At 61.8% G+C, this 25,592-nt stretch carries 23 protein-coding genes; 8 read left to right on the top strand and 15 right to left on the bottom strand.

Translation table 11 applies throughout. The annotated features are described in order from the left end of the window. Positions 1 to 2 precede the first annotated feature (2 nt). Positions 3 to 692: a hypothetical protein gene (locus ACU0FH_RS18765; protein ID WP_446196274.1), complete on the top strand. Its 690-nt coding sequence runs from the start codon at positions 3 to 5 to the stop codon at positions 690 to 692. On the opposite strand, the gene ACU0FH_RS18760 is transcribed toward ACU0FH_RS18765, so the two are convergent. The 7 genes from ACU0FH_RS18760 to proS form a co-directional block, all read right to left on the bottom strand. Continuing rightward, complete coding sequence (locus tag ACU0FH_RS18760) at positions 693 to 1,097, bottom strand: c-type cytochrome (protein ID WP_238369713.1); 405 nt, start codon at positions 1,095 to 1,097, stop codon at positions 693 to 695. Positions 1,098 to 1,180: 83 nt separating this feature from the next. Continuing rightward, complete coding sequence (locus tag ACU0FH_RS18755; protein WP_446196273.1) at positions 1,181 to 2,167, bottom strand: Ldh family oxidoreductase; 987 nt, start codon at positions 2,165 to 2,167, stop codon at positions 1,181 to 1,183. Then, the gene (locus ACU0FH_RS18750; protein WP_238369711.1) at positions 2,164 to 2,841 is read right to left on the bottom strand and encodes an ABC transporter ATP-binding protein; all 678 of its coding nucleotides are present in this window, start codon (positions 2,839 to 2,841) and stop codon (positions 2,164 to 2,166) included. The genes ACU0FH_RS18755 and ACU0FH_RS18750 overlap by 4 nt, the downstream gene beginning before the upstream one ends. Further along, positions 2,834 to 4,120, bottom strand: coding sequence for a lipoprotein-releasing ABC transporter permease subunit (locus tag ACU0FH_RS18745; protein WP_446196271.1), 1,287 nt, complete (start codon positions 4,118 to 4,120; stop codon positions 2,834 to 2,836). Before ACU0FH_RS18745 ends, ACU0FH_RS18750 begins: the two co-directional genes overlap by 8 nt. Before the next feature lie 78 nt (positions 4,121 to 4,198). Continuing rightward, positions 4,199 to 5,401: a PQQ-dependent sugar dehydrogenase gene (locus ACU0FH_RS18740; protein ID WP_446196270.1), complete on the bottom strand. Its 1,203-nt coding sequence runs from the start codon at positions 5,399 to 5,401 to the stop codon at positions 4,199 to 4,201. 134 nt (positions 5,402 to 5,535) lie between these two features. Beyond that, positions 5,536 to 5,832: a hypothetical protein gene (locus ACU0FH_RS18735; RefSeq protein WP_446196268.1), complete on the bottom strand. Its 297-nt coding sequence runs from the start codon at positions 5,830 to 5,832 to the stop codon at positions 5,536 to 5,538. Positions 5,833 to 6,077: 245 nt separating this feature from the next. After that, a complete protein-coding gene (gene proS / locus ACU0FH_RS18730; RefSeq protein ID WP_446196267.1) occupies positions 6,078 to 7,430 on the bottom strand; it encodes a proline--tRNA ligase in 1,353 nt (450 codons plus the stop codon). 190 nt (positions 7,431 to 7,620) lie between these two features. Here proS and ACU0FH_RS18725 point away from each other — a divergent pair, with 190 nt between their 5' ends. Then, positions 7,621 to 8,085: an SRPBCC family protein gene (locus ACU0FH_RS18725; protein ID WP_446196266.1), complete on the top strand. Its 465-nt coding sequence runs from the start codon at positions 7,621 to 7,623 to the stop codon at positions 8,083 to 8,085. Between the two features lie 93 nt (positions 8,086 to 8,178). Here the strand turns inward: ACU0FH_RS18725 and pepT are convergent, their stop codons facing one another. Next, entirely contained in the window at positions 8,179 to 9,426 is a 1,248-nt protein-coding gene (pepT, locus tag ACU0FH_RS18720; protein WP_446196265.1) for a peptidase T, read from the bottom strand. Positions 9,427 to 9,578: 152 nt separating this feature from the next. Between pepT and ACU0FH_RS18715 the strand changes: the two genes are divergently transcribed. The 4 genes from ACU0FH_RS18715 to ACU0FH_RS18700 all read left to right on the top strand — a co-directional run bounded on the left by ACU0FH_RS18715 (position 9,579) and on the right by ACU0FH_RS18700 (position 15,355). Continuing rightward, a complete protein-coding gene (locus ACU0FH_RS18715) occupies positions 9,579 to 10,646 on the top strand; it encodes an AI-2E family transporter (protein ID WP_446196981.1) in 1,068 nt (355 codons plus the stop codon). A 1-nt stretch (position 10,647) separates the two neighbouring features. Beyond that, entirely contained in the window at positions 10,648 to 11,328 is a 681-nt protein-coding gene (locus ACU0FH_RS18710) for a chromosomal replication initiator DnaA (RefSeq protein WP_446196264.1), read from the top strand. A gap of 42 nt (positions 11,329 to 11,370) precedes the next feature. Further along, the gene (locus tag ACU0FH_RS18705) at positions 11,371 to 13,545 is read left to right on the top strand and encodes an RNA degradosome polyphosphate kinase (RefSeq protein ID WP_446196263.1); all 2,175 of its coding nucleotides are present in this window, start codon (positions 11,371 to 11,373) and stop codon (positions 13,543 to 13,545) included. A gap of 250 nt (positions 13,546 to 13,795) precedes the next feature. Continuing rightward, positions 13,796 to 15,355 carry a Ppx/GppA family phosphatase gene (locus tag ACU0FH_RS18700; protein WP_420485413.1) on the top strand — a complete coding sequence of 520 codons (1,560 nt, stop codon included), beginning with the start codon at positions 13,796 to 13,798 and terminating at the stop codon, positions 15,353 to 15,355. Positions 15,356 to 15,362: 7 nt separating this feature from the next. Here the strand turns inward: ACU0FH_RS18700 and ACU0FH_RS18695 are convergent, their stop codons facing one another. The 6 genes from ACU0FH_RS18695 to scpA form a co-directional block, all read right to left on the bottom strand. Then, positions 15,363 to 15,758 carry a hypothetical protein gene (locus tag ACU0FH_RS18695; protein WP_446196261.1) on the bottom strand — a complete coding sequence of 132 codons (396 nt, stop codon included), beginning with the start codon at positions 15,756 to 15,758 and terminating at the stop codon, positions 15,363 to 15,365. 37 nt (positions 15,759 to 15,795) lie between these two features. Next, positions 15,796 to 16,788, bottom strand: a complete 993-nt coding sequence (locus ACU0FH_RS18690; RefSeq protein WP_446196980.1) for an endonuclease/exonuclease/phosphatase family protein — start codon at positions 16,786 to 16,788, stop codon at positions 15,796 to 15,798. After that, positions 16,788 to 17,468: a molecular chaperone DjiA gene (locus ACU0FH_RS18685; RefSeq protein WP_238369698.1), complete on the bottom strand. Its 681-nt coding sequence runs from the start codon at positions 17,466 to 17,468 to the stop codon at positions 16,788 to 16,790. Before ACU0FH_RS18685 ends, ACU0FH_RS18690 begins: the two co-directional genes overlap by 1 nt. Before the next feature lie 31 nt (positions 17,469 to 17,499). Beyond that, positions 17,500 to 18,150, bottom strand: coding sequence for a VOC family protein (locus tag ACU0FH_RS18680; RefSeq protein ID WP_446196259.1), 651 nt, complete (start codon positions 18,148 to 18,150; stop codon positions 17,500 to 17,502). Positions 18,151 to 18,221: 71 nt separating this feature from the next. Beyond that, positions 18,222 to 18,704, bottom strand: a complete 483-nt coding sequence (locus ACU0FH_RS18675) for an MAPEG family protein (protein ID WP_446196257.1) — start codon at positions 18,702 to 18,704, stop codon at positions 18,222 to 18,224. Further along, the gene (gene scpA / locus ACU0FH_RS18670; RefSeq protein ID WP_446196255.1) at positions 18,697 to 20,823 is read right to left on the bottom strand and encodes a methylmalonyl-CoA mutase; all 2,127 of its coding nucleotides are present in this window, start codon (positions 20,821 to 20,823) and stop codon (positions 18,697 to 18,699) included. Before scpA ends, ACU0FH_RS18675 begins: the two co-directional genes overlap by 8 nt. 199 nt (positions 20,824 to 21,022) lie before the next feature. On the opposite strand from scpA, the gene ACU0FH_RS18665 reads away from it, so the two are divergent. After that, positions 21,023 to 21,481 (top strand): DUF4174 domain-containing protein, encoded by a 459-nt coding sequence (locus ACU0FH_RS18665; protein WP_238369694.1) that lies wholly within the window; start codon positions 21,023 to 21,025, stop codon positions 21,479 to 21,481. 128 nt (positions 21,482 to 21,609) lie between these two features. Further along, positions 21,610 to 23,397 (top strand): calcium-binding protein, encoded by a 1,788-nt coding sequence (locus tag ACU0FH_RS18660; RefSeq protein ID WP_446196253.1) that lies wholly within the window; start codon positions 21,610 to 21,612, stop codon positions 23,395 to 23,397. A gap of 79 nt (positions 23,398 to 23,476) precedes the next feature. Here ACU0FH_RS18660 and ACU0FH_RS18655 read toward each other — a convergent pair whose 3' ends face one another. Next, a complete protein-coding gene (locus ACU0FH_RS18655; RefSeq protein ID WP_446196252.1) occupies positions 23,477 to 25,522 on the bottom strand; it encodes an acetyl-CoA carboxylase biotin carboxylase subunit in 2,046 nt (681 codons plus the stop codon). Positions 25,523 to 25,592 lie beyond the last annotated feature (70 nt).

Raw genomic sequence — 25,592 nt, 5'->3', positions numbered from 1 at the left:
GGATGCTGATCCGGATCTGCCTGTGCCTGGCCCTGCTTGTAACGGGCTGCGGTCGTCCCCTGACCCGGGCCGAGCTTGCCTTTGCTACGTCTCTGCATGGCGAAGAACTCAACGTCGACAAGGTCCGGCTGGTCGAGGGCGCGCCTGTCGCCCCAGTCACCTTTCACAGAAAAGCACGGCCCCGCACCACCTGCCGAGAACGCATTCTACCGCCGGTGAAAGAGGGGATCGTGACCGCAAAGCCAGCAGCCATGACCCTGTTCAACAAGGTTTATTTCGTGCGCGACTGGTTTTCCGAGGATTTCCTGTCCGAGTATCCGGAGCTGCTCAACCTAACCGCCGCGATGCTGCTGGGGCACGAACTGACCCATGTCTGGCAATGGCAGAACCGTCAGAAAACCGGCTATTCACCGCTACGCGCCGCGGCCGAGCACGGGTATATGAAAGACCCCTACCTGTTTGAACTCGAGGGCGCGCCGGACTTTCTGCAATACGGCTATGAACAACAGGGCGCGATTGTCGAGGAATACATCTGCTGCCGCGCGCTCGACCCCGCCGCGGCCCGCACGAAACGGCTGCATGACATGCTGCGCGGGGCATTTCCCGTCGCCGACCTTCCCCAGAACCGCCAGCGCGAAAGGGACGTCCTTTTGCCATGGCGCGGGGCCGAGCTCAGGGGGATATGTTCGTGATCAGCCTTCGGTGCCGACCTGTATGCTTTCCAGATAGGTCATGAGCGCTGCCAGCGGGCGTGGCGTCGGCGTCATCGTGCCTTCGACCTCGACGGGCACCAGCTCGCCTTCGAGAAGGTCGCCGAATTCAGGCATGACGCTGGCGGCCTTGCCCCGCCCGTAGCCGTCAATTTGCGACAGAACATGCGCACGCGGGAAAACGCCATCGTTGCGCTCGGATATACGCGTCAGGTCCGGGGCCACGGTGCCGTCATTCAACCGCATGCCGGTTGCCGTAGCGGTATGACATCCCGAGCAATTCCGCGCGAAAAGCATCTCTCCCTCATCGGGGCCGGGCATCACGTCAACGGCACAAGCGGCCGCGATGAACAAGGCCGGCAGGCTCCACAAAGCTTTGGCGATCATTGGCTTTTATCCTCTCAACCCACATGGCGAGTCTGCCGGAGCGCGAGCCGTTCGGCAAGTGGCCCGGGCAAAAACTGTGCCGCTTATGGCTTGGGCGCGGCGAGTTCGCCCACCTGTGCCCAAAGAGTCTCATCCAGTGCAATCGGATCGGCATGCCGCTTGCCCTGACCGGGCAGCCGCCCGCCCTCTTCGGCCGCGACAGCCTCGGCCAGTGCCGCGAAACGCGCACCGAAAGTATCGGTACAACCCGGATCGATCAGCAGGTAGAACTGGCCCAGATCATGCGGCGGACCCTCGGGCGACTTCAGCGGTTTGACATCCAGCGAATTGACGCCGCCCGTCATGCCCGCAGCCAGCAATTCCGCCATCACGCCAAAGCCCCAGCCCTTGTAGCCCCCCATCGACACCAGCGTCCCGCCCAGCGCGGCGTCTGGGTCGGTGGTCGGGCGGCCTTCGGCGTCAAGCGCCCAGCCTTCGGGGATGGGTTCACCCGCCGCCTTGGCCATGGTGATCTTGCCCAGCGCGACGGTGGTGGTCGACTGGTCGAACTGCATGGCCACGCCGCCCTGCCCGTCCGGCACGGAAAAGGCGATCGGGTTGGTGCCGATCACCCGCGACCGTCCGCCTGGCGGCGCAACGATGGGCGAGGCATTGGTGAATCCGATCCCGATCAACCCCGCCCGCGCGATCTGCCCGGTGAAAAAGCCCAGCGAGGTGCAGGTATGCGTATGCCCTACCGCAAGCGAAGCGGTGCCGTTTTCCCGCGCCGCCGCCACGGCCTCGGGCAGGCCGCGCGCAAAGGCCGGTTGCGCAAACCCCATGCGCCCGTCGACGCGGACAAATCCGGGGCGCGGGCGGTCGACTGTGGGCTCGACATCGCCTTCGACCCGGCCCGAGACGAGCTGTTTGCAATAGCTTTCAAGGTAGTAGAGCCCGCAGATCCGGTTTTCGACCGCCTCGGCCTCGACCACCGCGGCGGTTACTTCGGCCGCGACCCATGGCGCGGCCCCGTGGCTTTCCAGCGCCGCCTGCGTGGCCTCACCGATTTCCTTCAGCGAAACCTCGATCATATGAGCTGGCCATCGGTCAGGTGGATGACCCGGTCCATCCGCGCGGCAAGGTCAAGGTTATGCGTCGCGATCAGCGCCGCCATTTCGGTGGTACGCACCAGATCAATCAGCGCCCCGAACACGGTCTCGGACGTCGCCGGGTCAAGGTTGCCGGTCGGCTCGTCCGCCAGCAAAAGACGCGGGCCATTGGCCATGGCGCGGCAAAAGGCGACCCGCTGCTGTTCGCCCCCCGACAGCGCCGCCGGACGATGGCTTGCACGCGGGCCGACGCCGACACGGGTCAGCAACTCCGTGGCTCGTGCAGCCGCCGCGCTCCTGTCCACACCGTTCGCCAGTTGCGGCAGGGTGACGTTTTCCGCCGCCGTGAACTCGGGCAGCAGGTGGTGGAACTGGTAGATGAACCCGACATCGCGCCGCCGTACCTGCGTGCGCACCGCATCGCCCTCGCCGGTCATGTCCTGACCGGCAATCCGAACCCTTCCGGTATCGGGCGTATCCAGCAGCCCCGCGATATGCAAAAGGGTCGATTTTCCCGCCCCCGAGGGCGCGACAAGGGCAACGATCTCGCCCTTGCCGACGCTCAGATCGATGTTGTCGAGCACCCGCACCTCGCCCGGCAGGCCCTTGTTGTAGGTCTTTGAGATTCCGCCCAGATCCAGCGCAACATCACTCATAGCGCAGCGCCTCCACCGGGTTCATCCGGGCCGCGCGGCGGGCCGGGAAATAGGTCACGAAAAAGGACAGCCCCAGCGACAGGGCCACCGCCGACAAAACGTCCGACAGGTGCAGCTCTGCCGGAAGCGCATAGATTCCCCGGATCGACGGATCCCAGACGCCGCCGCCCATCGCGTAATTCACGAAGGAAAAGATCGGGTCGATGTAAAGCGCAAAGAGACAGCCCAGAAGCACGCCCATCGCCGTGCCGATCAGCCCGGTAAAGGCACCGCAGATAAAGAACACCCGCAGCACCGAGCCTTCGCTCAAGCCGATGGTGCGCAGGATACCGATGTCACGGCCCTTGTTCTTGACCAGCATGATCAGTCCCGAGACGATGTTCATGGTCGCGATCAGCACGAGGATCGACAGGATGATGAACATCACGTTGTCCTCGACCTCGAGCGCGCGCAAAAAGCTGCCCGAGGCATCGCGCCACGTCCAGATCAGCGCCTGATCACCGGCAGCCCGGAACAGTTGCGGCACCAGCTGGTCCACGGTTTCCGGGTTGTCGACCATCACCTCAAGCTCATCCGCGACACCCTCGCGGTTGAAAAAGGCCTGCGCCTCGGCAAAGGGCATGTAAATCCGCGTCCGGTCAATGTCATAGCGCCCGGCGGTAAAGACATAGACCACCTCATAGGCGTTGACGCGCGGGCTGGATCCCATCGCCGTCTGCAACCCGTCAGGAGAGGTCAGTTTGACCCGGTCGCCGACCGAAACCCCGATGATCCGCGCCACTTCGGACCCGATGGCGATGCCCTCGTCAAAGCGCGACAGGTCGCCGGCGGATTGTTCCGCCTGCGCGATACCGGGCAGCGATTGCAGATCTTCTGCCGCGATGCCAAAGGCCTCGACACCGGTGCTTTCGCCTTGCGCGCTCAGCAGCACCTGCCCCCGTATAAGCGGCGCAACCCGCGTCACACCGGGCACCTGCGCGACCGCCTCGGCCATCGCCGGATAATCGGCAATCGTGCGATTCACATTGCCAAGCGGGTCGACCTCGCCGGTCGAGTAAACCGTCACATGCGCGTTCGCGCCAAGGATCGTGCCCACGAATTCCGAGCGAAATCCGGACCTTACGGCAAGGGTGGCGATCAGCGCGAAGACCGCGAGCGTGATTCCGATCAGACTGATCCATGTCATCACGCTGACGCCGCCCTCGGCGCGACGCGCTCTCAGGTAACGCCAGGCAATAAGCCATTCGAAGGCCGCAAAGGGCGGGGGAGTTTTAGGCAAGTCGTGCTCCGATTTCCGGGTCGGGCGGACATTGCGCCGGGCCACAGCCAGCGTCAAGCCGATCCCCGACCCGGGAAATCAATCCTGCGCAGTCAGGCGAAGAACCGCCCCGTTCGCCTCGTCCACCAAGAGCAGAACCGACCCGTCCGAGGTGACTTCGACATCGCGGATGCGGCCCTGATCCTCGACCAGACGCTCTTCGCCGGTAACCATACCGTCACCGTCCAGCTTCAGCCGCACCAGACCACCGGGGCTGAGCGATCCGGCAAGGATATCGCCCTGCCAGGCCTCAAACATTTGGCCATCATAGAAATCGAAACCACCGGGGGCGATCACCGGATCCCAGTAGTACACAGGTTCTTCCATTCCTTCCGCGCGGGGAATGCCTTCGCCAACCGGTGCGCCGCCGTAGGTCTCGCCATAGCTGACGACGGGCCAGCCGTAGTTCAGGGCCGCCTTGGCCTTGTTCAGCTCATCCCCACCTTTAGGGCCATGTTCCAGCGTCCAGAGAACGCCATCGCGATAGGCGGCGCCTTGGACGTTGCGGTGGCCGTAGGACCAGATCGTATCAATCGCCCCTTCCTCCGAGGCAAACGGATTGTCCATCGGCACACTGCCATCGAGGTTCAGGCGGATCACCTTGCCGTAAGTGGTAGAGAGATCCTGCGACATCCCCCGTTCGGCCATCGAGGAATGCTCACCCGTGGTGATGAACACGTGGCCATCGCCGTCGAACACGACCCGCGATCCGTAATGCATCGGCGTCGGCGAGGGCGGATCCTGAACAAAGATGTCCTCGACCTCCTCCAGCCGCATCATGTCCTCACTCAGCACGCCCCGCGCGGCGGCTGTCACCGATTTTCCGCCGCCCGTCGGTTTGGAGTAGGTCAAATAGATCATTCGGTCGCGGGCAAAATCCGGTCCCAGCGCGACGTCGAGCAGACCGCCCTGCTTGACCGCATGCACCTCGGGCACGCCCTCAACCGCTGTCTCCAGCAACTCTCCATCCGCGCTGATGACACGCAGCCGACCCTCGCGCTCGGTCACCAGGAAACCGCCACCCGGCAGTTCGGCAATACCCCAGGGGTGCGACAGGCCAGAGGCCACGGTTTCGACCGCAATGCCGATATCGCTTTGCATCGCGGGCGCCCGGGTCTGGTTCTCAAAGGCGGGCTCGAACTCCGGCACGTTCTTGGCCCCCTGCGCCACCGGCTCGGCACAGGCCGACACGCCAAGGGCAAGGGAGGAAATTGCGATTGAACAGGAGGTCAAAATTTTCATGGCACAGGTCCTAGTCTTAGGGGCGGAACGGGTGTCACCCACCACTGCAAGGTTAGAGCAATCAGGCCCAAAGACGAACCAAGCCCGCTCACGATCGGGTGAGCGGGCTTTCCATGTCTGATTTGTCTTGTGTCTTAAAGTTCGTGCAGGGCGGTGTTGTTTTCCTGTATCGCTTCGGTCCGGTCATCGGACACCACCGCGTCGAGCGTGCCGTCCTCTCCAAACACAAGAACCGTCCCTTCCGGCACATCGTCACCCATCATCGGGTCGGTCGCGATCACCGAGGCGTTCGCCCCAAGCATCCCGCTGTTCTCTCCCAGCATGGGCGAAATCAGATCGCTGACACCCAAGGGCACGGCGAACGCCCATGTGGCCAGCGCCAACGCGCCTACTGTAACACTTGCACCAATAACATACTGCGGCCGTTTCATAACCAGGTCTCCACGTTGATCCCTTACTTCGGGACCATAACACAGGAGGCATAGGAAAAGTTCCGCCTATGGTGAAAACGGACTGTTGATAAATAAGAAAAAATCCGGACTGCAGGACACGGATTGGATGCGGAACCCGGCTTTGGGTGGCATTAGCGCGCCCGGTCCGGCTTCGTAGCCGCGCCAAAAGAAAACGGCGGGCCAATCGACCCGCCGACATTCCGAGATTTGGGATCGGCCCTTGCTTACAAGCCTTTCACAAGGTGCGGCGCATAGATTTCCGCCAGTTTCTTGACCGCATCCTCCGGCGGCAGTTCTTCGCTTTCACCGCTGCGCCGCGAGGTCAGCTCGACCACCCCGTTCTTAAGTCCGCGCGGCCCCACGGTGATCCGCCAGGGCAGCCCGATCAGGTCCATGGTGGCGAATTTGCCACCCGCACGCTCCTTGCGATCATCATAGAGCGGTTCCAGCCCGACCATGTTCAGCGCCGCATAGATCTGCTCACAGGCCGCGTCGGCGGCTTCGTCGCCCTGCTTGAGGTTGACGATTCCCACGTGGAACGGCGTGACCCCCTCGGGCCAGATGATCCCGTTCTCGTCATGGCTCGCCTCGATGATCGCGCCCAGCAAGCGGCTGACACCGATGCCGTGGCTGCCCATGTGCACGTCGACCTTCTTGCCCTCTGCATCCTGCACGCTCGCGCCCAGCGGCTCGGAATACTTGGTGCCGAAATAAAAGATCTGCCCCACCTCGATCCCCCGCGACGACCGGCGACGCTCTTCCGGGATCTCCTTGAACCTGGCCTCGTCATGGGTCTCGTCGGTACGCGCATAGGGCGTCGTCCACTCCTCGCAGATCGCCCGCAACTGCGCCGCATCGGCGAAATCGACTTCCCGGTCGCCCAGCTTGAGATCCGTGATCGCGCTGTCATAGAACACTTCGCTCTCGCCCGTCTCTGCCAGCACGAGGAACTCATGCGTGTCCTCGCCGCCAATGGGGCCAGAGTCCGCGCGCATCGGGATCGCCTTCAGGCCCATGCGCTCATAGGTCCGCAGATAGCTGACCATGTGACGGTCATAGGCGCGCATCGCCGCCTCGTAATCCATGTCGAAGTTATAGCCGTCCTTCATCAGGAACTCGCGCCCCCGCATCACGCCGAACCGCGGCCGGATCTCGTCGCGGAATTTCCACTGGATCTGGTAGAGCGTCAGGGGCAGGTCCCTGTAGCTCGATACATGGCTGCGGAAGATATCGGTGATCAGCTCCTCGTTCGTCGGCCCGAACAGCATGTCGCGCCCGTGACGGTCGGTGATACGCAGCATTTCCTCGCCATAATCGTCGTAACGCCCGGATTCCCGCCACAGATCAGCCGATTGCATGGTCGGCATCAACAGCGGGATATGTCCCGCGCGCTGCTGTTCCTCATGCACGATATTCTCGATCTTGCGCAGAACCTTGAAGCCCAGTGGCAACCAGGAATAGATCCCTGCCTGCGCCTGCTTGATCATCCCCGCCCGCAACATCAATCGGTGGCTGACAATCTGCGCTTCGGCAGGGTTTTCTTTGAGAACGGGCAGGAAATAGCGGCTCAGGCGCATGTCGGCTCCAAATCGAAACGGTTTTCACAGGGTCTAGGCATTTGCACGCAGCGAGACAAGCCGGTGCGAACGATCGCGCCGCGCTTTCCCGGAAACCAAAGACCCACAGGGACACCCACCGATACTTCTGTCTGCTGGCGGAAAGGCCGCAAAGCGCTAGCTTTCCCCCAAACCGACAAGGAACAGCCAAATGGATTTCGATCCCGAAACCGATCTCACCTTCACCCGGACCCTGCCCGTCGCGCCAGAAACGGTCTGGGCCTGCTGGACGACGCCCGAGCATATCAAGCAGTTCTTCGTCCCCCGGCCCCATCGGGTCACCGCCTGCGACATCGATCTGCGCCCCGGCGGCCGTTTCGACACCACCTTCGAGGTCGAAGGCAACGTGATGGAAAACCGCGGCGTCTATCTCGAAGTCGACAAACACCGCCGCCTCGTCTTCACCGATGCCTATACCGAAGGCTGGAAACCCGCGCCCGAGCCCTTCCTGACCGCGATCATCGAGCTTGAACCCGATGAAGAAGGCGGCACGCTCTATACCGCCACCGCCCGCCATCGCAGCGCCGAGGCCCGGGAACAGCACGAAAAGATGGGTTTCATCGAGGGTTGGAACATCGTCGCTGACCAGCTCATCGACTACGCGAAAACGCTCTGATTAACTCTTCTTTGGGTCTCAAATATCCTCGGGGGAGTGCCGTCAGGCGCGGGGGCAGACAGCCCCCTCCCCGCTTTCGGCACGATCCGGCCCTTACGCTTTCCGCGCCGCCAGACCGACAAGGTTCAGGCAGGTCTTCGTCGCCCGGGCCATGTCCTGCACGCTGATCCATTCCAGCGGCCCGTGAATTTCCTGCATGCCGGTAAAGATGTTCGGCGTCGGAATGCCCAGTTCGGTCAGGCGTGAGCCATCCGTACCGCCGCGGATCGGGACCGACACCACCTCCATTCCCGCCGCCCGCACCGCCTCTTGCGCCAGTTCCACCGGCGTCATGTCCTTTTCCAGCCAATAACGCATGTTGCGATATTGCGGCGTGATCTCACAGGTAATCCGCGCCCGGGGCTCGCCCTTGGCGACGGCGGCGCAGACCTCCTGCAAAAGCGCGCCCTTCTCGGCCAGACCTTCCAGTTCGAAATCGCGCAGGAAGAATTGCAACTCGACCTCTGCGGCCCGACCACGCATTTCGGCCAGATGGATGAACCCTTCGCGCCCCGAGGTCGTCTCGGGCGTCAGTGTCGCATGCGGCAGGGTCATCACGATCTTCGAGGCCAGATGCAGCGCGTTCACCAGCTTGTCCTTGGCCCAGCCCGGGTGCGCGGCCACGCCCGTCACCGTTACCAGCGCCGCATCGGCGGAGAAGCTCTCGAATTCTACCTCACCCGGTTTCGATCCATCCAGCGTATAGGCAAAATCCGCGCCCAGATCGTCCGGCAGCCGCGCGTCCACGCCGCGTCCGATCTCCTCGTCCGGGGTGAAAGCCAGCCGCAGCTTGCCATGCGGGATGTCGCGGTTTTCCAAGAGATGCCGTGCCATGGTCATGATGATCGACACCCCGGCCTTGTCATCCCCTCCGAGCAGCGTCGTGCCACTCGCGGTGATGATATCCTCGCCCTGCTTTTCGCCCAGATAGGGCGACACCTCGGGCGAGAGCACCAGATCCGGCGCATCCGCAAAGGCGATCTCGCCGCCGTTATAGCCGCGATGCACCACAGGTTTCACCCCCGTCGCATTGAACGCCGGGGCCGTGTCCACATGGGCCGCAAAGCCGATGACCGGCACCGCGTGCTCCACCGTCGCGGGCACGCTCGCCAGCACCACGCCATAGTCGGTCAGCTCTACCTCTTCGGCGCCCATCGCTTCCAGTTCGGACACCAGCAGACGCGACATGTCGAGCTGCCGCTCGGTGCTCGGAGAGCTTGGCGAATCCGCATCGCTCTGGCTATCGATGGCCGCGTAGCGGGTCAGCCGGTCTTCGAGTTCGCTGTCGAATTCTGTGCGCATCCAAGGCTCTCCTGTTTATTGCGCGCATGGAACACTTCCGCGTGAAACGAAGTCAAGCGACGTCCCCCAAACTGCTCATCTTTGCGCCACCCCTTGCAAGCCCGCGCCCCTTGGGCGATGTGAAGGGAGGTAAATCCAGCAAGGGCCGCGCCATGTCGCTACCGGTGAATGAACAGCTGAAATACTGGGGCATCGCGGCGGCGGTCTTCGCCCTGATGCTCTGGCTGCTCGGCGATGTACTGCTGCCCTTCGTGATCGGCAGCGCCATCGCCTACATGATCGATCCGCTGGCCGACCGGCTCGAACGCGCCGGGCTCAGCCGGGCCGCCGCCACCGCGATCATCACCATTGCCGCGATCCTGACTTTCGCGCTGGTCACCCTGCTGATCGTACCGACCCTCATCTCGCAGACCGCCGGGCTGATCGATACCCTGCCGCAACTGACCAATCGGTTCCAGGCCTTCCTTGGCGAACGGTTTCCGGAACTACTCGAGGAAGGCTCGACGATCCGGAAAACCCTCGTCTCAATCGGAGAGTCGATCCGCGAACGGGCCCCGCAGGTGGCCGAAACCTTACTTGGTTCGGCGCTGTCGCTGATCAATGTCGTCGTCCTGCTGGTGATCGTGCCAGTGGTGTCGGTCTACATGCTGCTCGACTGGGACCGCATGATCGCCCGCATCGATGAACTTCTGCCCCGCGAACACGCCCCCACCATTCGCCGCCTCGCCGCCGAAATCGATGAAACGATGGCCGCTTTCGTGCGCGGCATGGGGCTGGTCTGCCTGATCCTCGGTACCTATTACGCGGTGGCGCTCATGATCGTCGGGCTGAATTTCGGCCTTGTCGTCGGCTTTATCGCCGGCCTGGTCACTTTCATCCCCTATCTCGGCGCGCTGATCGGTGGCGTGCTGGCCATCGGGCTTGCCCTGTTCCAGTTCTGGGGCGACTGGCTTTCGATCGGCATCGTCGCGGGCATCTTCGTGATCGGCCAGATCGTCGAGGGCAATTTCCTGACCCCCAAGCTGGTCGGCGATTCCGTCGGCCTGCACCCGGTCTGGCTATTGCTGGCGCTGGCGGTCTTTGGCGCGCTGTTCGGATTCGTCGGCATGCTGGTGGCCGTGCCGGTCGCCGCCGCGCTTGGCGTGATCACCCGTTTTGCCGTGAACCAATATCTCGACAGCCGCCTTTATCGCGGCGATGACGGCCCGGGCAGCGTCTGACATGGCCCGTCAGCTTGTCTTTGATCTGCCCGTTCGCGCGGCCCTTGGACGTGGCGATTTCTACGTCGCGCCGTCCAACGCCATGGCGGTGGCAATGATCGATGCCGCGCCCAGCTGGCCCACCCAGCAGCTGATCCTCACCGGACCCGCCGGTTCGGGCAAGACCCATCTCGCGCAGGTCTGGTCGGATACCAGCGGCGCACCCGTGATCGCCGCGACGGACATGGCTGGGCAAGACATCCCCGCCCTCGCCTCGGCGCCCTGCATCGTAGAGGACATTCCGCTGATCGCAACCGATGACACGGCGTTGACCGCGCTCTTTCATCTCTACAACCTCTCGCGCGCCGAAGGTCAGCCCTTGCTGATGACGGGGCGCGAAGCCCCGCGCCACTGGAACCTCGCCCTGCCCGACCTGCAAAGTCGCATCGATTCCGTCTTTCAGGTCGAGATGTCGCCCCCCAATGACACGCTGCTCGCGGCCGTGCTGGGCAAGCTGTTCGCCGACCGCCAGATCACGCCCAAACACAACGTGATCCCCTTTCTTCTGCGCCACACCGAACGTTCTTTTGCGGCGGCGAATGAAATCGTCGCACGGCTCGATCAGCTTTCACTCGAAGAGGGGCGAACGATTTCACGAAGCTTGGCCGCACGGCTTGTGGGTGATACCGATGAGAAAGCGTAATCCTGTCACCGAACGGTTACATCTCAACCACATAACGCAGCCATGACACATGCAGATTTTCTAGAGTCCGGCTTTCCTCCGGCGACCGAATTCCCCGAACTGGACCTGACCGGCCCGGGGCGGTTCTATAACCGTGAACTGAGCTGGCTCGGCTTCAACTGGCGCGTTCTGGAAGAGGCCGAGAACCTGCGCGTTCCCCTGCTGGAAAGGCTGCGGTTCGTTTCGATTTCAGCCGCCAATCTGGACGAGTTCTTTACCGTGCGCGTGGCCGGTCTGCGCGAACTGGCCCATGCGGGCAACACCACCCCGGCTGCCGATGGTCTTACGCCGGCCGAACAGCTCATGCTTATCGGCCAGGATGCGCGTCGCCTGATGCAGGCCCAGCAACGCGTGCTCGTGGAACTCGAACAACAGATGGAATCCGCCGGGATCTCCGTCCTGACACGCAAGGATCTCACCTCGGCGGACCGAACCGACCTGTCGGATTTCTTTCTGAACAAGGTGTTCCCGGTGCTGTCGCCGCTGGCCATCGACCCGGCGCATCCCTTCCCCTTCATCCCGAACACCGGCTACTCGCTTGCCCTGCAGCTGGAACGCAGCCGCGACAAGCGCAGCCTGCAGGCGCTGCTGCCAATCCCGGCGCAGATCGACCGTTTCGTGTCGCTGGACGCGGAACCGGGCAACCACCGTTTTCTGCCGCTCGAAGAACTGCTGCTGCTGGAAATCGAAAGCCTGTTCCCCGGCTACAAGCTGAAAGCCCATTTCGAATTCCGCGTCCTGCGCGACAGCGATCTCGAAGTCGAGGAAGAAGCCGAAGATCTGGTGCGCGAGTTCGAAGTCGCTCTGAAACGCCGACGCCGCGGCGAAGTCGTGCGGATGACCCATTCCGCTGGCGCGCCGCAAAACCTGCTCAAGACGATCATGGACGAATTGCACGTCTCGCCCCATGACATGATCGAGGTCGATGGCATGATCGGTGTGGCCGACCTGAGCGAGCTGGTGATCGATTCCCGCCCCGATCTGCTCTGGCCAGTCTTCACGCCGCGCATCCCCGAACGGGTCAGCGATTTCGAAGGCGACATGTTTGCAGCGATCCGCCAAAAGGACATGCTGCTGCACCACCCCTATGAAACTTTCGACATGGTGGTGCGCTTCCTCCAGCAGGCCGCCCGCGATCCCGACGTGGTCGCGATCAAGCAGACGCTCTACCGGACCTCGCGCAATTCGCCCATCGTCGAAGCGCTCTGCGAAGCCGCCGAGGACGGAAAATCCGTCACCGCCCTCGTCGAGCTCAAGGCCCGTTTCGACGAAGCCGCCAATATCCGGCAGTCGCGACGGCTCGAGCGGGCGGGCGCCCATGTGGTCTACGGCTTCCTCGATCTCAAGACCCACGCCAAGATCTCGACCGTGGTGCGCCGCGAAGGCGACAACCTCGTGACCTACACCCACTACGGCACCGGCAACTATCACCCGATCACCGCCCGCATCTATACCGACCTCAGCTTCTTTACCTGCGACAAGTCGCTCGGACGCGACGCCACCAAGGTGTTCAACTACCTGTCCGGCTACGCTCAGCCCGAATCGCTGGAAAACCTCGCCATCTCCCCGATCACGCTCAAACCGCGCCTGCTCGAACTGATCGACGCAGAGATCGAGCATGTGAAAGCAGGCCGGAAGGGCGAGATCTGGGCCAAGATGAACTCGATCATCGACAGCGAGGTGATCGACGCCCTCTATCGCGCCAGCCAGGGCGGTGTGAAAATCTCGCTCGTCGTACGCGGCATCTGTGGGATCCGCCCGGGAATCAAGGGGCTCAGCGAAAACATCCGCATCAAGTCGATCGTCGGCCGCTTCCTCGAACATTCGCGTATTGTCTGTTTCGGCAACGGCAGTGGCCTTCCCTCGAAAAAGGCCCGGGTGTTCATATCCTCCGCCGACTGGATGGGCCGAAACCTGAACCGCCGTGTCGAAACCCTCGTCGAAATTGAGAACCCCACGGTCAAGGCGCAGATCGTCAGCCAGATCATGGCGGCAAACCTGGCCGACGTGGCTCAAAGCTGGGTAATGGCCCCGGATGGAAGCTTTACACGTACCCCGATCAAGGAAGGCGAATTCGCGTTCAACTGCCACCGGTTCTTCATGGAAAACCCTTCGCTCTCGGGTCGCGGCTCGGCCGGGGCTTCGGACGTGCCAAAGTTGACCCATACCGACGATTGACTCAGCAGGCGCCGTTATTCGTGGATAGTCCAGATGCCTCCGGCGGGGATATTTTAAGACCCAAAGAAGCAGGGGAATTGGCCTGTTCTTCTTTGGGTCAAAAATATCCCGGGGGAGCCGCTCGGGACGAGCGGTGGGGGCAGAGCCCCCTTTCCGTCGTTTCAACGAGAATTTCGGTCGGCCAGAATTCGAAATATCTGTCGCGGACTGCAATTGACCCTCTTGGCCTATTGCCGCAGATTGTGCCGGTATGAACGGGGAAAAGACCAGCGTGCAGACAGATCCCTCGCAGCCTGAGCCGGGCCCTTTCGGGCACCCGTTATTTGAAGACCCTTCCGCCCGCGCCCTGTCGCGTGTCGGTGTCATCGACATCGGTTCGAACTCTGTCCGGCTGGTGGTTTTTGACGGCGCTGCACGGTCACCGGCTTATTTTTACAATGAAAAGATCATGTGCGCCTTGGGCGCGGGCATGTCCGATACAGGCCATCTGAACCCCGAAGGCCGTGTACGCGCCCTGAATGCGCTGCGCCGTTTTCAGCATCTGGCGCGCGGTATGGGATTGCCACAGCTGACTGCCGTGGCCACGGCGGCGGTCCGGGATGCAAGCGACGGTCCCGATTTCCGCCAGGAGGTCCTGCGGGAGACCGGGCTGCGGATCTGGGTGATCGACGGCGAAGAGGAAGCACGGCTATCCGCGCAAGGAGTCCTACTCGGCTGGCCCGGTGCCTACGGGCTGATCTGCGATATCGGTGGCTCTTCGATGGAGCTGGCGGAAATCAACGACGGGCGTGTCGGGAAACGGGTCAGCTCCCAGCTTGGTCCGCTCAAGATCGGAGGCATCAAGGGCGGGCGCAAGGGCCGCAAGGAATACATCAAGTCCACGATCAACGAATTGTCCGAATACATGGGCGAGCAGCATAACCGCCTGTTTCTTGTCGGCGGCAGCTGGCGGGCCATCGCACGGATCGATATGCACCGGCGCGGCTATCCGCTCAAGGTGCTGCATGAATACCGGATGACCACCAAGTCCGTGCGGGCCACGATCAAGTATATCGAATCCGCCGATCTCGAAGCATTGCGCAGCGAATGCGGGATTTCATCGGCACGTATGGCGCTTGTCCCTCTTGCGTCGGATGTACTCAGCCGCCTTGTGCAGACCTTCAGCCCGAAGGACATTGCCGTTTCGAGCTATGGGATCCGCGAGGGTCTTCTTTACGAACAGATGCCGCAGGCGCTGCGCGACCGTGACCCCCTGATCGAAGCCTCGCGTTTCGCGGAAAAGAAGGACGCGCGCCTGCCCGGTTTCGGACGCACGCTCTATAATTTTGTCCTGCCGCTGTTCCGCTCTGCCCCGCCCACGCAGAAACGGCTGGTCAAGGCGGCCTGTCTTTTGCATGACGTCAGCTGGCGCGCCCATCCCGATTACCGCGCCGAGGTCTGTTTCGAGAACGCGACTCGCGCCAACCTTGGCGGGCTGAAACATTCGGAAAGGGTGTTTCTCGGGCTGGCGCTGCTACACCGTTACAAGAACAAGCGCGAAGGGACCTCGTTCGAGAACCTCTATTCGCTGCTCGATGAAAAGGGCCAGCATCAGGCCGAAATTCTTGGCAAGGCGATGCGGTTCGGGGCGATGCTCTGGATGCAGGCCGATGCCAAAATGGGCGAATTCGTCTGGCAGCCCAAGAAAAAGCAGCTGATCCTGAAGCTACCGCAGCAGGCCATGCCGCTTTACGGGGAGGTCGCCGAGGCGCGGCTGATGTCGCTGGCCCAGACGATGGACGCCGAGGTTACCGTCAAGACCGTTCGCTAGGCTACTCTCAGAGGTCGGTCACGCCCGAGGGCGGAAGATCCGGCTCGCGGGTTTTGGGTTCCGTGTCCGGCTCTGGCTCGGCTTCGGGATCGGGTTTGCGCCGCATGATGATATCGCCATTCGGCAGCATCTCGGGCGCTTCGTACATGGTCCAGTCTTCGACCTCGTCCAGCACGCGGCCCATGGCGGGGCCCATCTCCTCAAGGAACTCGCGCATCTTGGGGCCGTATTCCAGCATCAGGCCCTGAAGATCGCGCAACGCCGGAGACATTTCATCCCGCAGCCCCTCAAAGAACTGCTGCATGCCCTTTTCCATGAGCGACGGTTCGTCCTCCCCGGTCTGGGCAGCAAGCGGTGCGCCGGTGAGACAGATGGCTAGGGCAAGGGCTATAGAATGTCGCATAAAACCAATATAGCGCAAATCCGGGCGCTCGTAAGGGTCAGATGTCGATATCGAGCGTAACCGGGAAATGATCAGATGCCGTGAGCAGGGCATCGCGGAGATTCGGGTCGCGGTAACAGCGGGCATCGTCGAACGGGTGCCAGATCCGCCACGCGGGGCGTTTCGCCATCAGGGTCTGTGAAATCATCACGTAATCGAGCAGCGCCTGAAGATAGCGTTCGCTGCCGGGAAGATTGAACCGGGCCGTGGTTGGTGATGCTCCCAGCTTGCGCTGGAGCGCTTGCCGGGCGTGCGGGTCATACAGATCGTCGCCAAGCAGGATTTCGACCGAGGACCGCCCGAACAGGTTCTCGTATTCGTCAAGCCCCGGCCCGTCGTTGAGATCGCCCATCAGAATCAGGCTGTCGCCGCGCGCTAGGTGATCTGAGATGCGGGCGCGCAGCCAGACCGCCTGCGCCAGTTGCTTGCGCCGATTGGCGATCGACAGGCGCATGATGGCGGCTTCGTTCCTAGCCCCGTGGGGCGCCTTGGACTTGAGATGCGCACCGATGAGGCGAAACGCGGTTCCGGACACCGTTTCAACGGCTAGCTCGAGCGGTGGTTTGGAAAAGCGGATCGTGTCGGCATGGGCGTCGATATCGAGGTCGATGTGAAAACTCGCATCGAACTGCGGCGCGGCAGGGCTCGACTGCGGATCGTGACGGGCTTTCAAGAGGGCCGGATCATAAAGCAGCGAGATTTCCTGCTGGGTATCGTTGGAAAACCCTGAGACCGCCGCGCTCTGGCGAAGCGAGAAATACCGGGCAAAGTTTTCAAGCGCGACAACAGAGTTCTGTTTGCGCCCGGTATTCGGCGCTTCGACAATCAGGATGCCGTCTGCATCCAGCGCGGTGAAGACCGCGCCCAGCGCATCGATCTGGTCGCCGCGCCGCACCTCGAAACGCCCGGAAGGGCCGTTATCCACCATCAGCGCATTGTCGTTGTCAAAGAGATTGGCGAACCATTCGACGTTATAGGTGGCCAGACGCATCAAGTCAGCGCGCCGTTGATCTCATCCCATGCCCGGTTGATGTCGCGCATTCTTTTTTCCGCGAGCTTGATCGCCTCTTCAGGTACGCCACGCGCCATCATGCTGTCGGGGTGTGTCTCGCGCACCAGCTTGCGCCAAGCCTTGCGGATTTCCGAGGGCGGCGTGTCCGGCGTGACCCCCAGCACCGAATAGGGATCGGGCTTGGCATCGGAGACAAACCGGCAGCGCAGCGCCTGAAACCCGGCTTCGGACAGTCCGAATATCTCGGCCACGTCGCCCAGAAACCTGTCTTCGTCCGGGTGATACTGTCCGTCCGCGATCGCGATATGGAACAGCCCCTCCATCAGGTCGCGCAGCGTGTTGGGATCGTCGGCGAACATACGCTGGATGGACCGCGCATATTCCTGATAGCCCGCGATATCGGTCCGGGCGAGGTTGAACACCCGCGCGGCGTTCGCCTCGTCCTCACGGGCGATCTGAAAGACCTCGCGAAAGGCGGTGACCTCGTCCTTTGTAACCTGCCCGTCGGCCTTGGCCATCTTCGCGCCAAGGGCAATGATAGCGATGGTAAAGGCTATGCTGCGTTCGGGTGGCGTGCGCAGGCGGTCGAACACCTCCGAAAGGCTCTCGCCATTCGCAAGCGCCGAGAGCGCATCGGAAATTCTGGTCCAGATCGACATGGCAAGAGCTTACTTCAGCACACTGCCGCTGTCAGGCAGAGTTTGCATGTGCAGCGAAAGAGTTTTCGCTGTTCTCGATACAGCGTCTGCCGTGCGGCGTTGAGAACTCTGCCATCAGACCGGCATCGCCGGTTTCGAACTGCACACGAACATCATCAAGGTGGGGCGCAAGCGAGCGGCGCAGGGCATCCGCCTTGGGGTGGGAAACCACCAGCATCTTGAGCGCACAGCCCGACGGTGCAAGCGCCTTGGAAGGATGCTGCCCCTTGGACCATTCGATCAGCGGCGGGAACATGTTGTCAAAAGGCAGCACGCCGTCGACCGGCACCGCCATGCGCCAGCACAACTCGCCGCGCGACAGTTCCATCGGCTTTCCAGCCGTCTCGGGCATCTGGGCAAGGATCGCGTCCAGATCCTCGGTGGCGCAGATCCAGTTGGTCAGCCGCGCCGGACCACAGAATCTGTCAAGATCGAACCAGCGGGGCCGTTCCGGTCGTGGCGCTTCGGGGTCGATGGCGATGGCTTCGAGATAAAGCCCGTCTTCAAGCCCGAGAAGGTTGTTGTAGGTGCCGAATACCGGGTGCTGTCCGCCCGGCTGCATTTTAACGCCCAGAGACTCTTCGACCAGATCGGTGGCACAACCGATCATTTCCCCGGACACTGCCAGATGATCCAATTTCATTATAAAATCTACCTCGTACAAAAGACATAGGTCAGCATAACTGAACAATCAGAAGATGAAAACAATGCAGGTTAAAGCCAGACGATCAATGTCCAGATGCCGGCAAGAACTGTTGTATAAAAAGTCGCTGCAAAACCGAATGCACGTAAAGCAGGCGCACGTCGGTAACCGATCCAGAACAATACGCGGGCGGCGGCAAATGCTGTCCCCATCCAGATGACGACTGTTCCGCCAAGCGTCAGCGCCACAAATGGCCATATCAGCATGGCAAGCACCGCCTGCTCGACCGTATTGTTCAAAACCTGTTGATCGACCCAGCCCGGAGAGCCGGTCTCGAACGCCTGCCCGTCGATATGCGAGTCGTCAAAGAATCGCCTGCGCGCGAGGCTCCCGATCATTGCGATCATGACCAGACCGGGTCCGATAAGCGCACCCGGAATGGCCAGCGGCGGCGGCAGGAAAGCGCCGCCACCGTTCAAACCGGCAAATATGACGGCAACGGCCCAGACCAGACCGCCCGCCATTCCGGCGAGTATGGTGCGCCTCTCAGCCACGGGCCTTGCGGATCAAGGCAAGGATATCCTCGGCCGCCTTGGGGATATTGGTCCCCGGCCCGAAAATCGCCTTGACCCCTGCCTTGTAGAGGAAATCGTAATCCTGCTGCGGAATGACCCCGCCGCAGATGACCAGAATGTCCTCGGCATCCGCCTCCTTGAGCGCCTTGACCAGCTGCGGCGCAAGCGTCTTGTGCCCGGCCGCCTGACTGGAGATACCGATCACGTGCACGTCGTTGTCGACCGCATCCTGCGCGGCCTCTTCGGGTGTCTGGAACAATGGCCCGACGTCCACGTCGAACCCGATGTCGGCAAAGGCGGTGGCGATCACCTTGGCCCCCCGGTCGTGACCGTCCTGCCCCATCTTGACCACCAGCATGCGGGGGCGACGGCCTTCTTCCTCGGCAAAGGCTTCGACCGACTTCTGGATCGTGGCAAAACCTTCGTCGCCCTCGTAGGCCTTGCCATAGACCCCGGCGAGCGTTTTGACCTCGGCACGGTGACGACCGAACACCTTTTCCATAGCCATGCTGATCTCTCCTACGCTGGCCCGTGCGCGCGCGGCTTCGACCGCGCCTTCAAGCAGGTTGCCCCCCTCTGCCGCGCGGCGGGACAATTCATCAAGCGCCGACGTGCAGGCGGCCTCGTCCCGGGTGCTGCGGATTTTTTCCAGCCGCGCGATCTGGCTGGCACGCACCTTGTCATTGTCGATTTCAAGGATATCGATCGGGTCTTCCTTGTCCTTGCGGTACTTGTTGACGCCGACGATGACCTCATCGCCCCGGTCGATCTGGGCCTGCCGCATTGCGGCTGTTTCCTCGATCCGCAGCTTGGGCATTCCGCTGGCCACCGCCTTTGTCATGCCGCCCATCTCCTCGACCTCTTCGATCAGCTCCCACGCCTTGTCGGCCAGATCGGCGGTCAGTTTCTCGACGTAATAGGAACCGGCAAGCGGATCGACCACGTTGGTGACGCCGGTTTCCTCTTGCAAGATAAGCTGCGTGTTCCGCGCGATCCGTGCCGAGAAATCGGTCGGCAGGGCAATCGCCTCGTCCAACGCGTTGGTGTGCAACGACTGGGTGCCACCGAGCACCGCGCTCATCGCCTCATAGGCGGTGCGGATCACGTTATTATAGGGGTCCTGTTCCTGCAGGGACACGCCCGAAGTCTGGCAATGAGTCCGCAGCATCGAGGATTTCGGGTTCTTCGGCTCGAACTCCTCCATGATACGACTCCAGAGCAGACGCGCCGCCCGCAGCTTGGCCGCTTCCATGAAAAAGTTCATGCCAATGGCAAAGAAGAAGGACAGACGCCCGGCAAACTTGTCCACATCCATGCCGCGCGCGATGGCCGCACGTACGTATTCGCGCCCGTCCGCCAGCGTATAGGCGAGCTCTTGCACAAGGTTCGCGCCGGCTTCCTGCATGTGGTAGCCTGAGATCGAAATCGAGTTGAACCGGGGCATCTCGCCCGAGGTATATTCGATGATATCCGCGATGATCCGCATCGAGGGCTCGGGCGGATAGATATAGGTGTTGCGGACCATGAACTCTTTCAGGATGTCGTTCTGGATCGTGCCCGACAGCACTGATTTGTCGTGCCCCTGCTCTTCACCCGTCACGATGAAATTCGCGAGGATCGGGATCACCGCGCCGTTCATCGTCATCGAGACCGACACCTTGTCGAGCGGAATGCCGTCGAACAGGATTTTCATGTCCTCGACAGAGTCGATCGCCACACCGGCCTTGCCCACATCGCCCTGAACGCGCGGGTGATCGCTGTCATAGCCCCGATGCGTGGCAAGGTCGAAAGCCACCGAAACGCCTTGCTGCCCAGCGGCAAGGTTGCGACGATAAAAAGCGTTGGATTCCTCGGCGGTGGAAAAGCCCGCATACTGGCGGATCGTCCAGGGACGTCCCGCGTACATGGTCGCTTTGACGCCACGGGTATAGGGTGCCTCGCCCGGCATCGAGCCGAGATGAGCGACATCCGAAAGGTCCTCCTGCGAGTAGACCGGAGAAACATCGATGCCTTCCAGCGTCTTCCATGTCAGGTCTTCCAGCGGCCTGTCGCGCAGCTCGGATTCGGCGCGCTTCTGCCATTCGGCTTTTTTTGTCATAACAGCATCCTCGTGTTCATTCCCATCCGCGCGACGCCAGCGACCGTCAGGTCAGGCCGCCGCGCCCGCATTCACCCGCCCCATTGTCCGGGGCAGCCGTTCAACCGGCGTGACAATCCTGTTAACCCGCCCGGTTTTATCGCTTTCCTGCTTCGCATTCGCGGTTCGGCTCCCTATATTCACTGCAACAGGAGACCCAATGCCGCGCATCTCAGCCCTCGTTCTATCGCTCCTCGTTCCTCTGGGCGCGAGCGCACAGGAAACCGGAAAAGAGGCCTTGAACGCCTCTGAAACCTCAATCATCCAACCCGCCGGTGAAAGCGAGCTCAGCGAATTCCACTGGATCGCGCGCCCGGTCGTCGTTTTTGCCGATTCCCCGCAGGACCCCCGGTTTATCGAGCAGATCGAATATCTCACGGCAGAGGCCGAGATGCTGCGCGTCCGCGACGTGATAGTCCTGACCGATACCGACCCGGAGGCGCGCTCGCCAATCCGAATGCAGCTCCGCCCGAGAGGTTTTATGCTGGTGCTGGTCGACAAGGACGGCAATGTCGAATTGCGCAAGCCGATGCCCTGGACCGTGCGTGAACTGACCCGGTCCATCGACAAGATGCCGAACCGGCAGCGCGAAATAGACGAACGGCGCCAAAGCAACTGATTTGACCTTCCGTCACTTTGGGTTGTTTGCGGGTGACAGACCAGTTCCGAGCACCTAGTCTTTCGGTTCCAATCATAAGAAACGTGCCGCAGGCCCAAGCGTGGCCTGACGGGATTCAAAGGAACGAAATGCGACGTCTCAACCTGAACGGCGATCTTAGCTATTTCTGGGAAATACTGGACTACGCCGAAAATGAAACGCTCATGCGTTACAAAACTGGATCCATCACATTTTTCGAAAGCAGCGTAGGTTCGGGCAAGTCTTATGAGTTGGGCATGACAGGTAATTTCGATGTCGCGACACTGACCGGCGCGATCAGCAGCTCTGCATTCGAACTCATCAAGTACGACACCGACCCGACGCCGCCCTTGATTGCCAACTTCTACGGATTGGGCGTCGGGATTGACAGCGTATTCGCCAAAAGCACCATCTACGGCTACACCTTCGATCTCGGCAGCCTGACAGACGCGATAACTGCTGCGGGTGAATACATGGTCACCGGCTCGGACAATGACGACAGGCTGGCGCCCGACTCCTTGTTCGACTTCGCCAGCGACGATCAGATGTTCGGCGGCAAGGGCAATGACAGGTTCTTTGGCGGTGCCGGCAACGATCTCATGGATGGCGGCGAAGGCAACGATGTGTTCCACGGCAACACCGGCGAAGACCGTTTGCTGGGACAGCAGGGTAAGGACAAGCTGATCGGGGACGAGAGCAATGATGTGCTTCTCGGCGGACGTGGCGGCGACACCCTGCTGGGCGGTACCGGACGCGACAAGCTCAAGGGCGGCGGTGGCGGCGACCGGCTCGAAGGCGGCGGCGGCAAAGACTCCCTGACGGGCGGCGGCGGTCGCGACATCTTTGTGTTTTCCGACCGTGGCCGGGATGTGGTCAGGGATTTCGCCGACGGCCGCGACAAGATTTCCGTCGATGCCTACATGAAAGACCTTGAGATCACCGATACCAAGCGCGGCGCGCTGGTGGTTCATGGTGATGCCGAAATGCTGTTGCTTGGGGTGTCTGCCGACAGCCTCGGGTCGGAGGACTTTCTTGCCCTGAAGGGCGGTAAAGACGACGATACGCAAACTGGGGATAAAGTTGACGACGCGCCGACTGACAGTGGCGATGACGCGTTGGACGATGGCAATGGGGACGACTCCCCGACTGGAGGCGGCGATGACGACACGCCAACTGGCGTTGGCGATGGTGACACGCCGACTGACAGCGGCGATGACGCGTTGGACGATGGCAATGGGGACGACACCCCGACTGGCGGCGGCGATGACGACACGCCAACTGGCGGCGGCGATGACGACACGCCAACTGGCGGTGGCGATGATGGCGCGCCGACTGACAGCGGCGATGACGCGTTGGACGATGGCAATGGAGACGACACCCCGTCCGGCGGCGGCGACACGCAGACCGACTTCGAAAGTATCGTTCTGAACGGCGGTGACGGCGATGACGACCTGAAAGGCGGGAGAGGCGACGATTACCTGACAGGCGGGAGTGGCAACGACACGCTGGAAGGCCGCGGCGGCAGTGACCTCCTGATGGGTGGCAAAGGCAAAGACCAGCTGACCGGCGACGGTGGCAATGACTTCCTTGTTGGCGGTAACGGCGCCGATATGCTGATAGGCGGCAAAGGCGACGACGAGCTTTATGGCGACGGCGGCAGGGACACCCTCACGGGTGGCGACGGCAACGACTGTTTCGTATTCACGATACGTGGCCGGAATATCGTCACGGATTTCACCAGCCAGAGCGATTTTCTGAGATCCTCCGCCGGCAGCATGGATAACATCGAGATTTCTGACACCAAGCGCGGCGCGCTGGTGGTTCATGGCGATGCCGAAATGCTGTTGCTTGGCGTGTCTGCCGACAGCCTCGGGGCGGACGACTTTCAGTTCATCTGATCCGCGCAGACGATACTGTCCGGTGCTGCAAGGCACCGGACAATTGATCGACATATGAGACGCGCCGAGCTGCATCGCCTTATTCGAACTCCATGATCACATCGTCGACGGCAAGGCTGTCGCCCGGTCCGGCATTGACCTTGGCGACCACGCCTTTGCGTTCGGCGCGCAGGATGTTTTCCATCTTCATCGCCTCGACCGTGCAGAGCGGCTGGCCCTCCTGCACTTCTTCCCCCTCGGCCACGTTGATCTTCACGATCAGACCGGGCATCGGGCAGAGCAGCATTTTCGAGGTATCGGGCGGCAGCTTCTCGGGCATCAGGTCGGCCAGTTCCGCCTGACGCGGGCTGCGCACATGCACCTTGAGATCCGCGCCACGGCTGCGCAGGCGGAACCCGCCGGAAATCTTGCCAACCTTGAGCACGAGCCGTTCGGCATCGACCATCAGTTCCGCAAGCTGCTTGCCGGGTGTCCAGTCGCTGGTGACGCGATGGCTGGAGCCATCCTCGAAGACGACCGTCGCTCCTTCGGGATCGGCTTGCACCTTGACCTCATAGCGAAGCCCCTGAAGGTTGACGACCCAGTCTTCGCCGACCACCCGTTCGTGGTTGTCCATCCTTCCGGAGATCCGGGTCCGACGGATTTCAGCCACGCGGTGCATGGCGGCGGCGCTGGCCGCGATCCGTCGCAGCACGTCCTCGGAGAGTTCGACGCCTTCGAAACCTTCCGGCCACTCTTCGGCGATAAAGGCGGTGGTCGCCTCGCCCGCGATGAATTTCGGATGATCCATCACAGCGGACAGGAACGGCAGGTTATGCCCGATCCCCTCCAGCTCGAAACTGTCGAGCGCAACGCGCATCGCCTCGATGGCTTCGGCCCGGGTTGGCGCCCATGTGCAGAGCTTGGCAATCATCGGGTCGTAATACATCGAGATCTCGCCGCCCTCGTAGACACCGGTATCGTTGCGCACCGCGATAGGGCCGCTGGGGGCCTCTCCCTGCCACTTGTCATTATCCAGCAGCGGGCCCGCAGCGACCTCGGCGGGCGGTCGATAGCGGGTCAGACGCCCGATGGAGGGCAGGAAGTTGCGATAGGGATCTTCGGCATAAAGCCGGTTTTCAATCGCCCAGCCGTTCAGCTTGATATCGTCCTGGGTGATCGTCAGTTCTTCACCATTGGCGACGCGGATCATCTGCTCGACAAGATCGATGCCGGTGATCAATTCAGTCACCGGGTGTTCCACCTGAAGACGGGTGTTCATCTCGAGGAAGTAGAAATTCTTGTCGCCATCGACGATGAATTCAACGGTGCCCGCGCTCGTGTAGCCAACCGCTTGCGCCAGCGCGACCGCCTGTTCGCCCATCGCTTTCCGGGTCGCTTCGTCAAGGAAGGGCGACGGCGCTTCCTCGACCACTTTCTGGTTCCGGCGCTGGATCGAACATTCCCTCTCGCCAAGGCAGAGGCCATTGCCATGCGCATCGCACAGCACCTGAATCTCGATGTGGCGCGGCTGGGTGACGAATTTCTCGATAAAGATCCGGTCATCGCCGAAAGAGTTCGCGGCTTCGTTCTTTGAAGACTGAAAGCCTTCGCGTGCTTCGTCATCGTCCCAGGCGATACGCATGCCCTTGCCGCCACCACCGGCGCTGGCCTTGATCATCACCGGATATCCGATCTCGGCCGAGATTTTCACCGCTTCGTCAGCGTCCTCGATGAGGCCCATATACCCCGGCACCGTGCTGACGCCGGCCTCTTTGGCGATCTTTTTCGAGGTAATCTTGTCGCCCATTTTTTCGATGGCGCCAACGGGCGGGCCGACAAAGGCCACGCCCTCGGCGGCCAGAGCCTCGGCGAATTTGGGGTTTTCCGACAGGAAACCATAGCCCGGGTGGACCGCTTCGGCCCCGCTGGATCGGATCGCCTCCATCACCTTGTCGATGACGATATAGGACTGGTTGGCGGGCGGCGGACCGATGTGAACCGCCTCATCCGCCATTTCCACGTGCAAGGCCTGCCGGTCGGCGTCAGAATAGATCGCGACCGTGCCGATCCCCATCTTGCGCGCGGTCTTGATCACGCGGCAGGCGATTTCGCCCCGGTTGGCAATCAGGATTTTCTTGAACATGGAGTGCCCTTCGTCTGGAAGCGTTGGAAATGCAAAACGCCGCGACGCGGATCACTCCACGTCACGGCGT

Source organism: Heliomarina sp. (assembly GCF_052826185.1).
This window is presented reverse-complemented; position numbering and strand designations above follow the sequence as displayed.

Coding starts and splice junctions, on each gene's coding strand:
- ACU0FH_RS18765 (WP_446196274.1), top strand. CDS start 3: ATGCTGATCCGGATCTGCCTGTGCCTGGCCCTGCTTGTAACGGGCTGC.
- ACU0FH_RS18760 (WP_238369713.1), bottom strand. CDS start 1,097: ATGATCGCCAAAGCTTTGTGGAGCCTGCCGGCCTTGTTCATCGCGGCC.
- ACU0FH_RS18755 (WP_446196273.1), bottom strand. CDS start 2,167: ATGATCGAGGTTTCGCTGAAGGAAATCGGTGAGGCCACGCAGGCGGCG.
- ACU0FH_RS18750 (WP_238369711.1), bottom strand. CDS start 2,841: ATGAGTGATGTTGCGCTGGATCTGGGCGGAATCTCAAAGACCTACAAC.
- ACU0FH_RS18740 (WP_446196270.1), bottom strand. CDS start 5,401: ATGAAAATTTTGACCTCCTGTTCAATCGCAATTTCCTCCCTTGCCCTT.
- ACU0FH_RS18735 (WP_446196268.1), bottom strand. CDS start 5,832: ATGAAACGGCCGCAGTATGTTATTGGTGCAAGTGTTACAGTAGGCGCG.
- proS (WP_446196267.1), bottom strand. CDS start 7,430: ATGCGCCTGAGCCGCTATTTCCTGCCCGTTCTCAAAGAAAACCCTGCC.
- ACU0FH_RS18725 (WP_446196266.1), top strand. CDS start 7,621: ATGGATTTCGATCCCGAAACCGATCTCACCTTCACCCGGACCCTGCCC.
- pepT (WP_446196265.1), bottom strand. CDS start 9,426: ATGCGCACAGAATTCGACAGCGAACTCGAAGACCGGCTGACCCGCTAC.
- ACU0FH_RS18715 (WP_446196981.1), top strand. CDS start 9,579: ATGTCGCTACCGGTGAATGAACAGCTGAAATACTGGGGCATCGCGGCG.
- ACU0FH_RS18710 (WP_446196264.1), top strand. CDS start 10,648: ATGGCCCGTCAGCTTGTCTTTGATCTGCCCGTTCGCGCGGCCCTTGGA.
- ACU0FH_RS18705 (WP_446196263.1), top strand. CDS start 11,371: ATGACACATGCAGATTTTCTAGAGTCCGGCTTTCCTCCGGCGACCGAA.
- ACU0FH_RS18700 (WP_420485413.1), top strand. CDS start 13,796: ATGAACGGGGAAAAGACCAGCGTGCAGACAGATCCCTCGCAGCCTGAG.
- ACU0FH_RS18695 (WP_446196261.1), bottom strand. CDS start 15,758: ATGCGACATTCTATAGCCCTTGCCCTAGCCATCTGTCTCACCGGCGCA.
- ACU0FH_RS18690 (WP_446196980.1), bottom strand. CDS start 16,788: ATGCGTCTGGCCACCTATAACGTCGAATGGTTCGCCAATCTCTTTGAC.
- ACU0FH_RS18685 (WP_238369698.1), bottom strand. CDS start 17,468: ATGTCGATCTGGACCAGAATTTCCGATGCGCTCTCGGCGCTTGCGAAT.
- ACU0FH_RS18680 (WP_446196259.1), bottom strand. CDS start 18,150: ATGAAATTGGATCATCTGGCAGTGTCCGGGGAAATGATCGGTTGTGCC.
- scpA (WP_446196255.1), bottom strand. CDS start 20,823: ATGACAAAAAAAGCCGAATGGCAGAAGCGCGCCGAATCCGAGCTGCGC.
- ACU0FH_RS18665 (WP_238369694.1), top strand. CDS start 21,023: ATGCCGCGCATCTCAGCCCTCGTTCTATCGCTCCTCGTTCCTCTGGGC.
- ACU0FH_RS18660 (WP_446196253.1), top strand. CDS start 21,610: ATGCGACGTCTCAACCTGAACGGCGATCTTAGCTATTTCTGGGAAATA.
- ACU0FH_RS18655 (WP_446196252.1), bottom strand. CDS start 25,522: ATGTTCAAGAAAATCCTGATTGCCAACCGGGGCGAAATCGCCTGCCGC.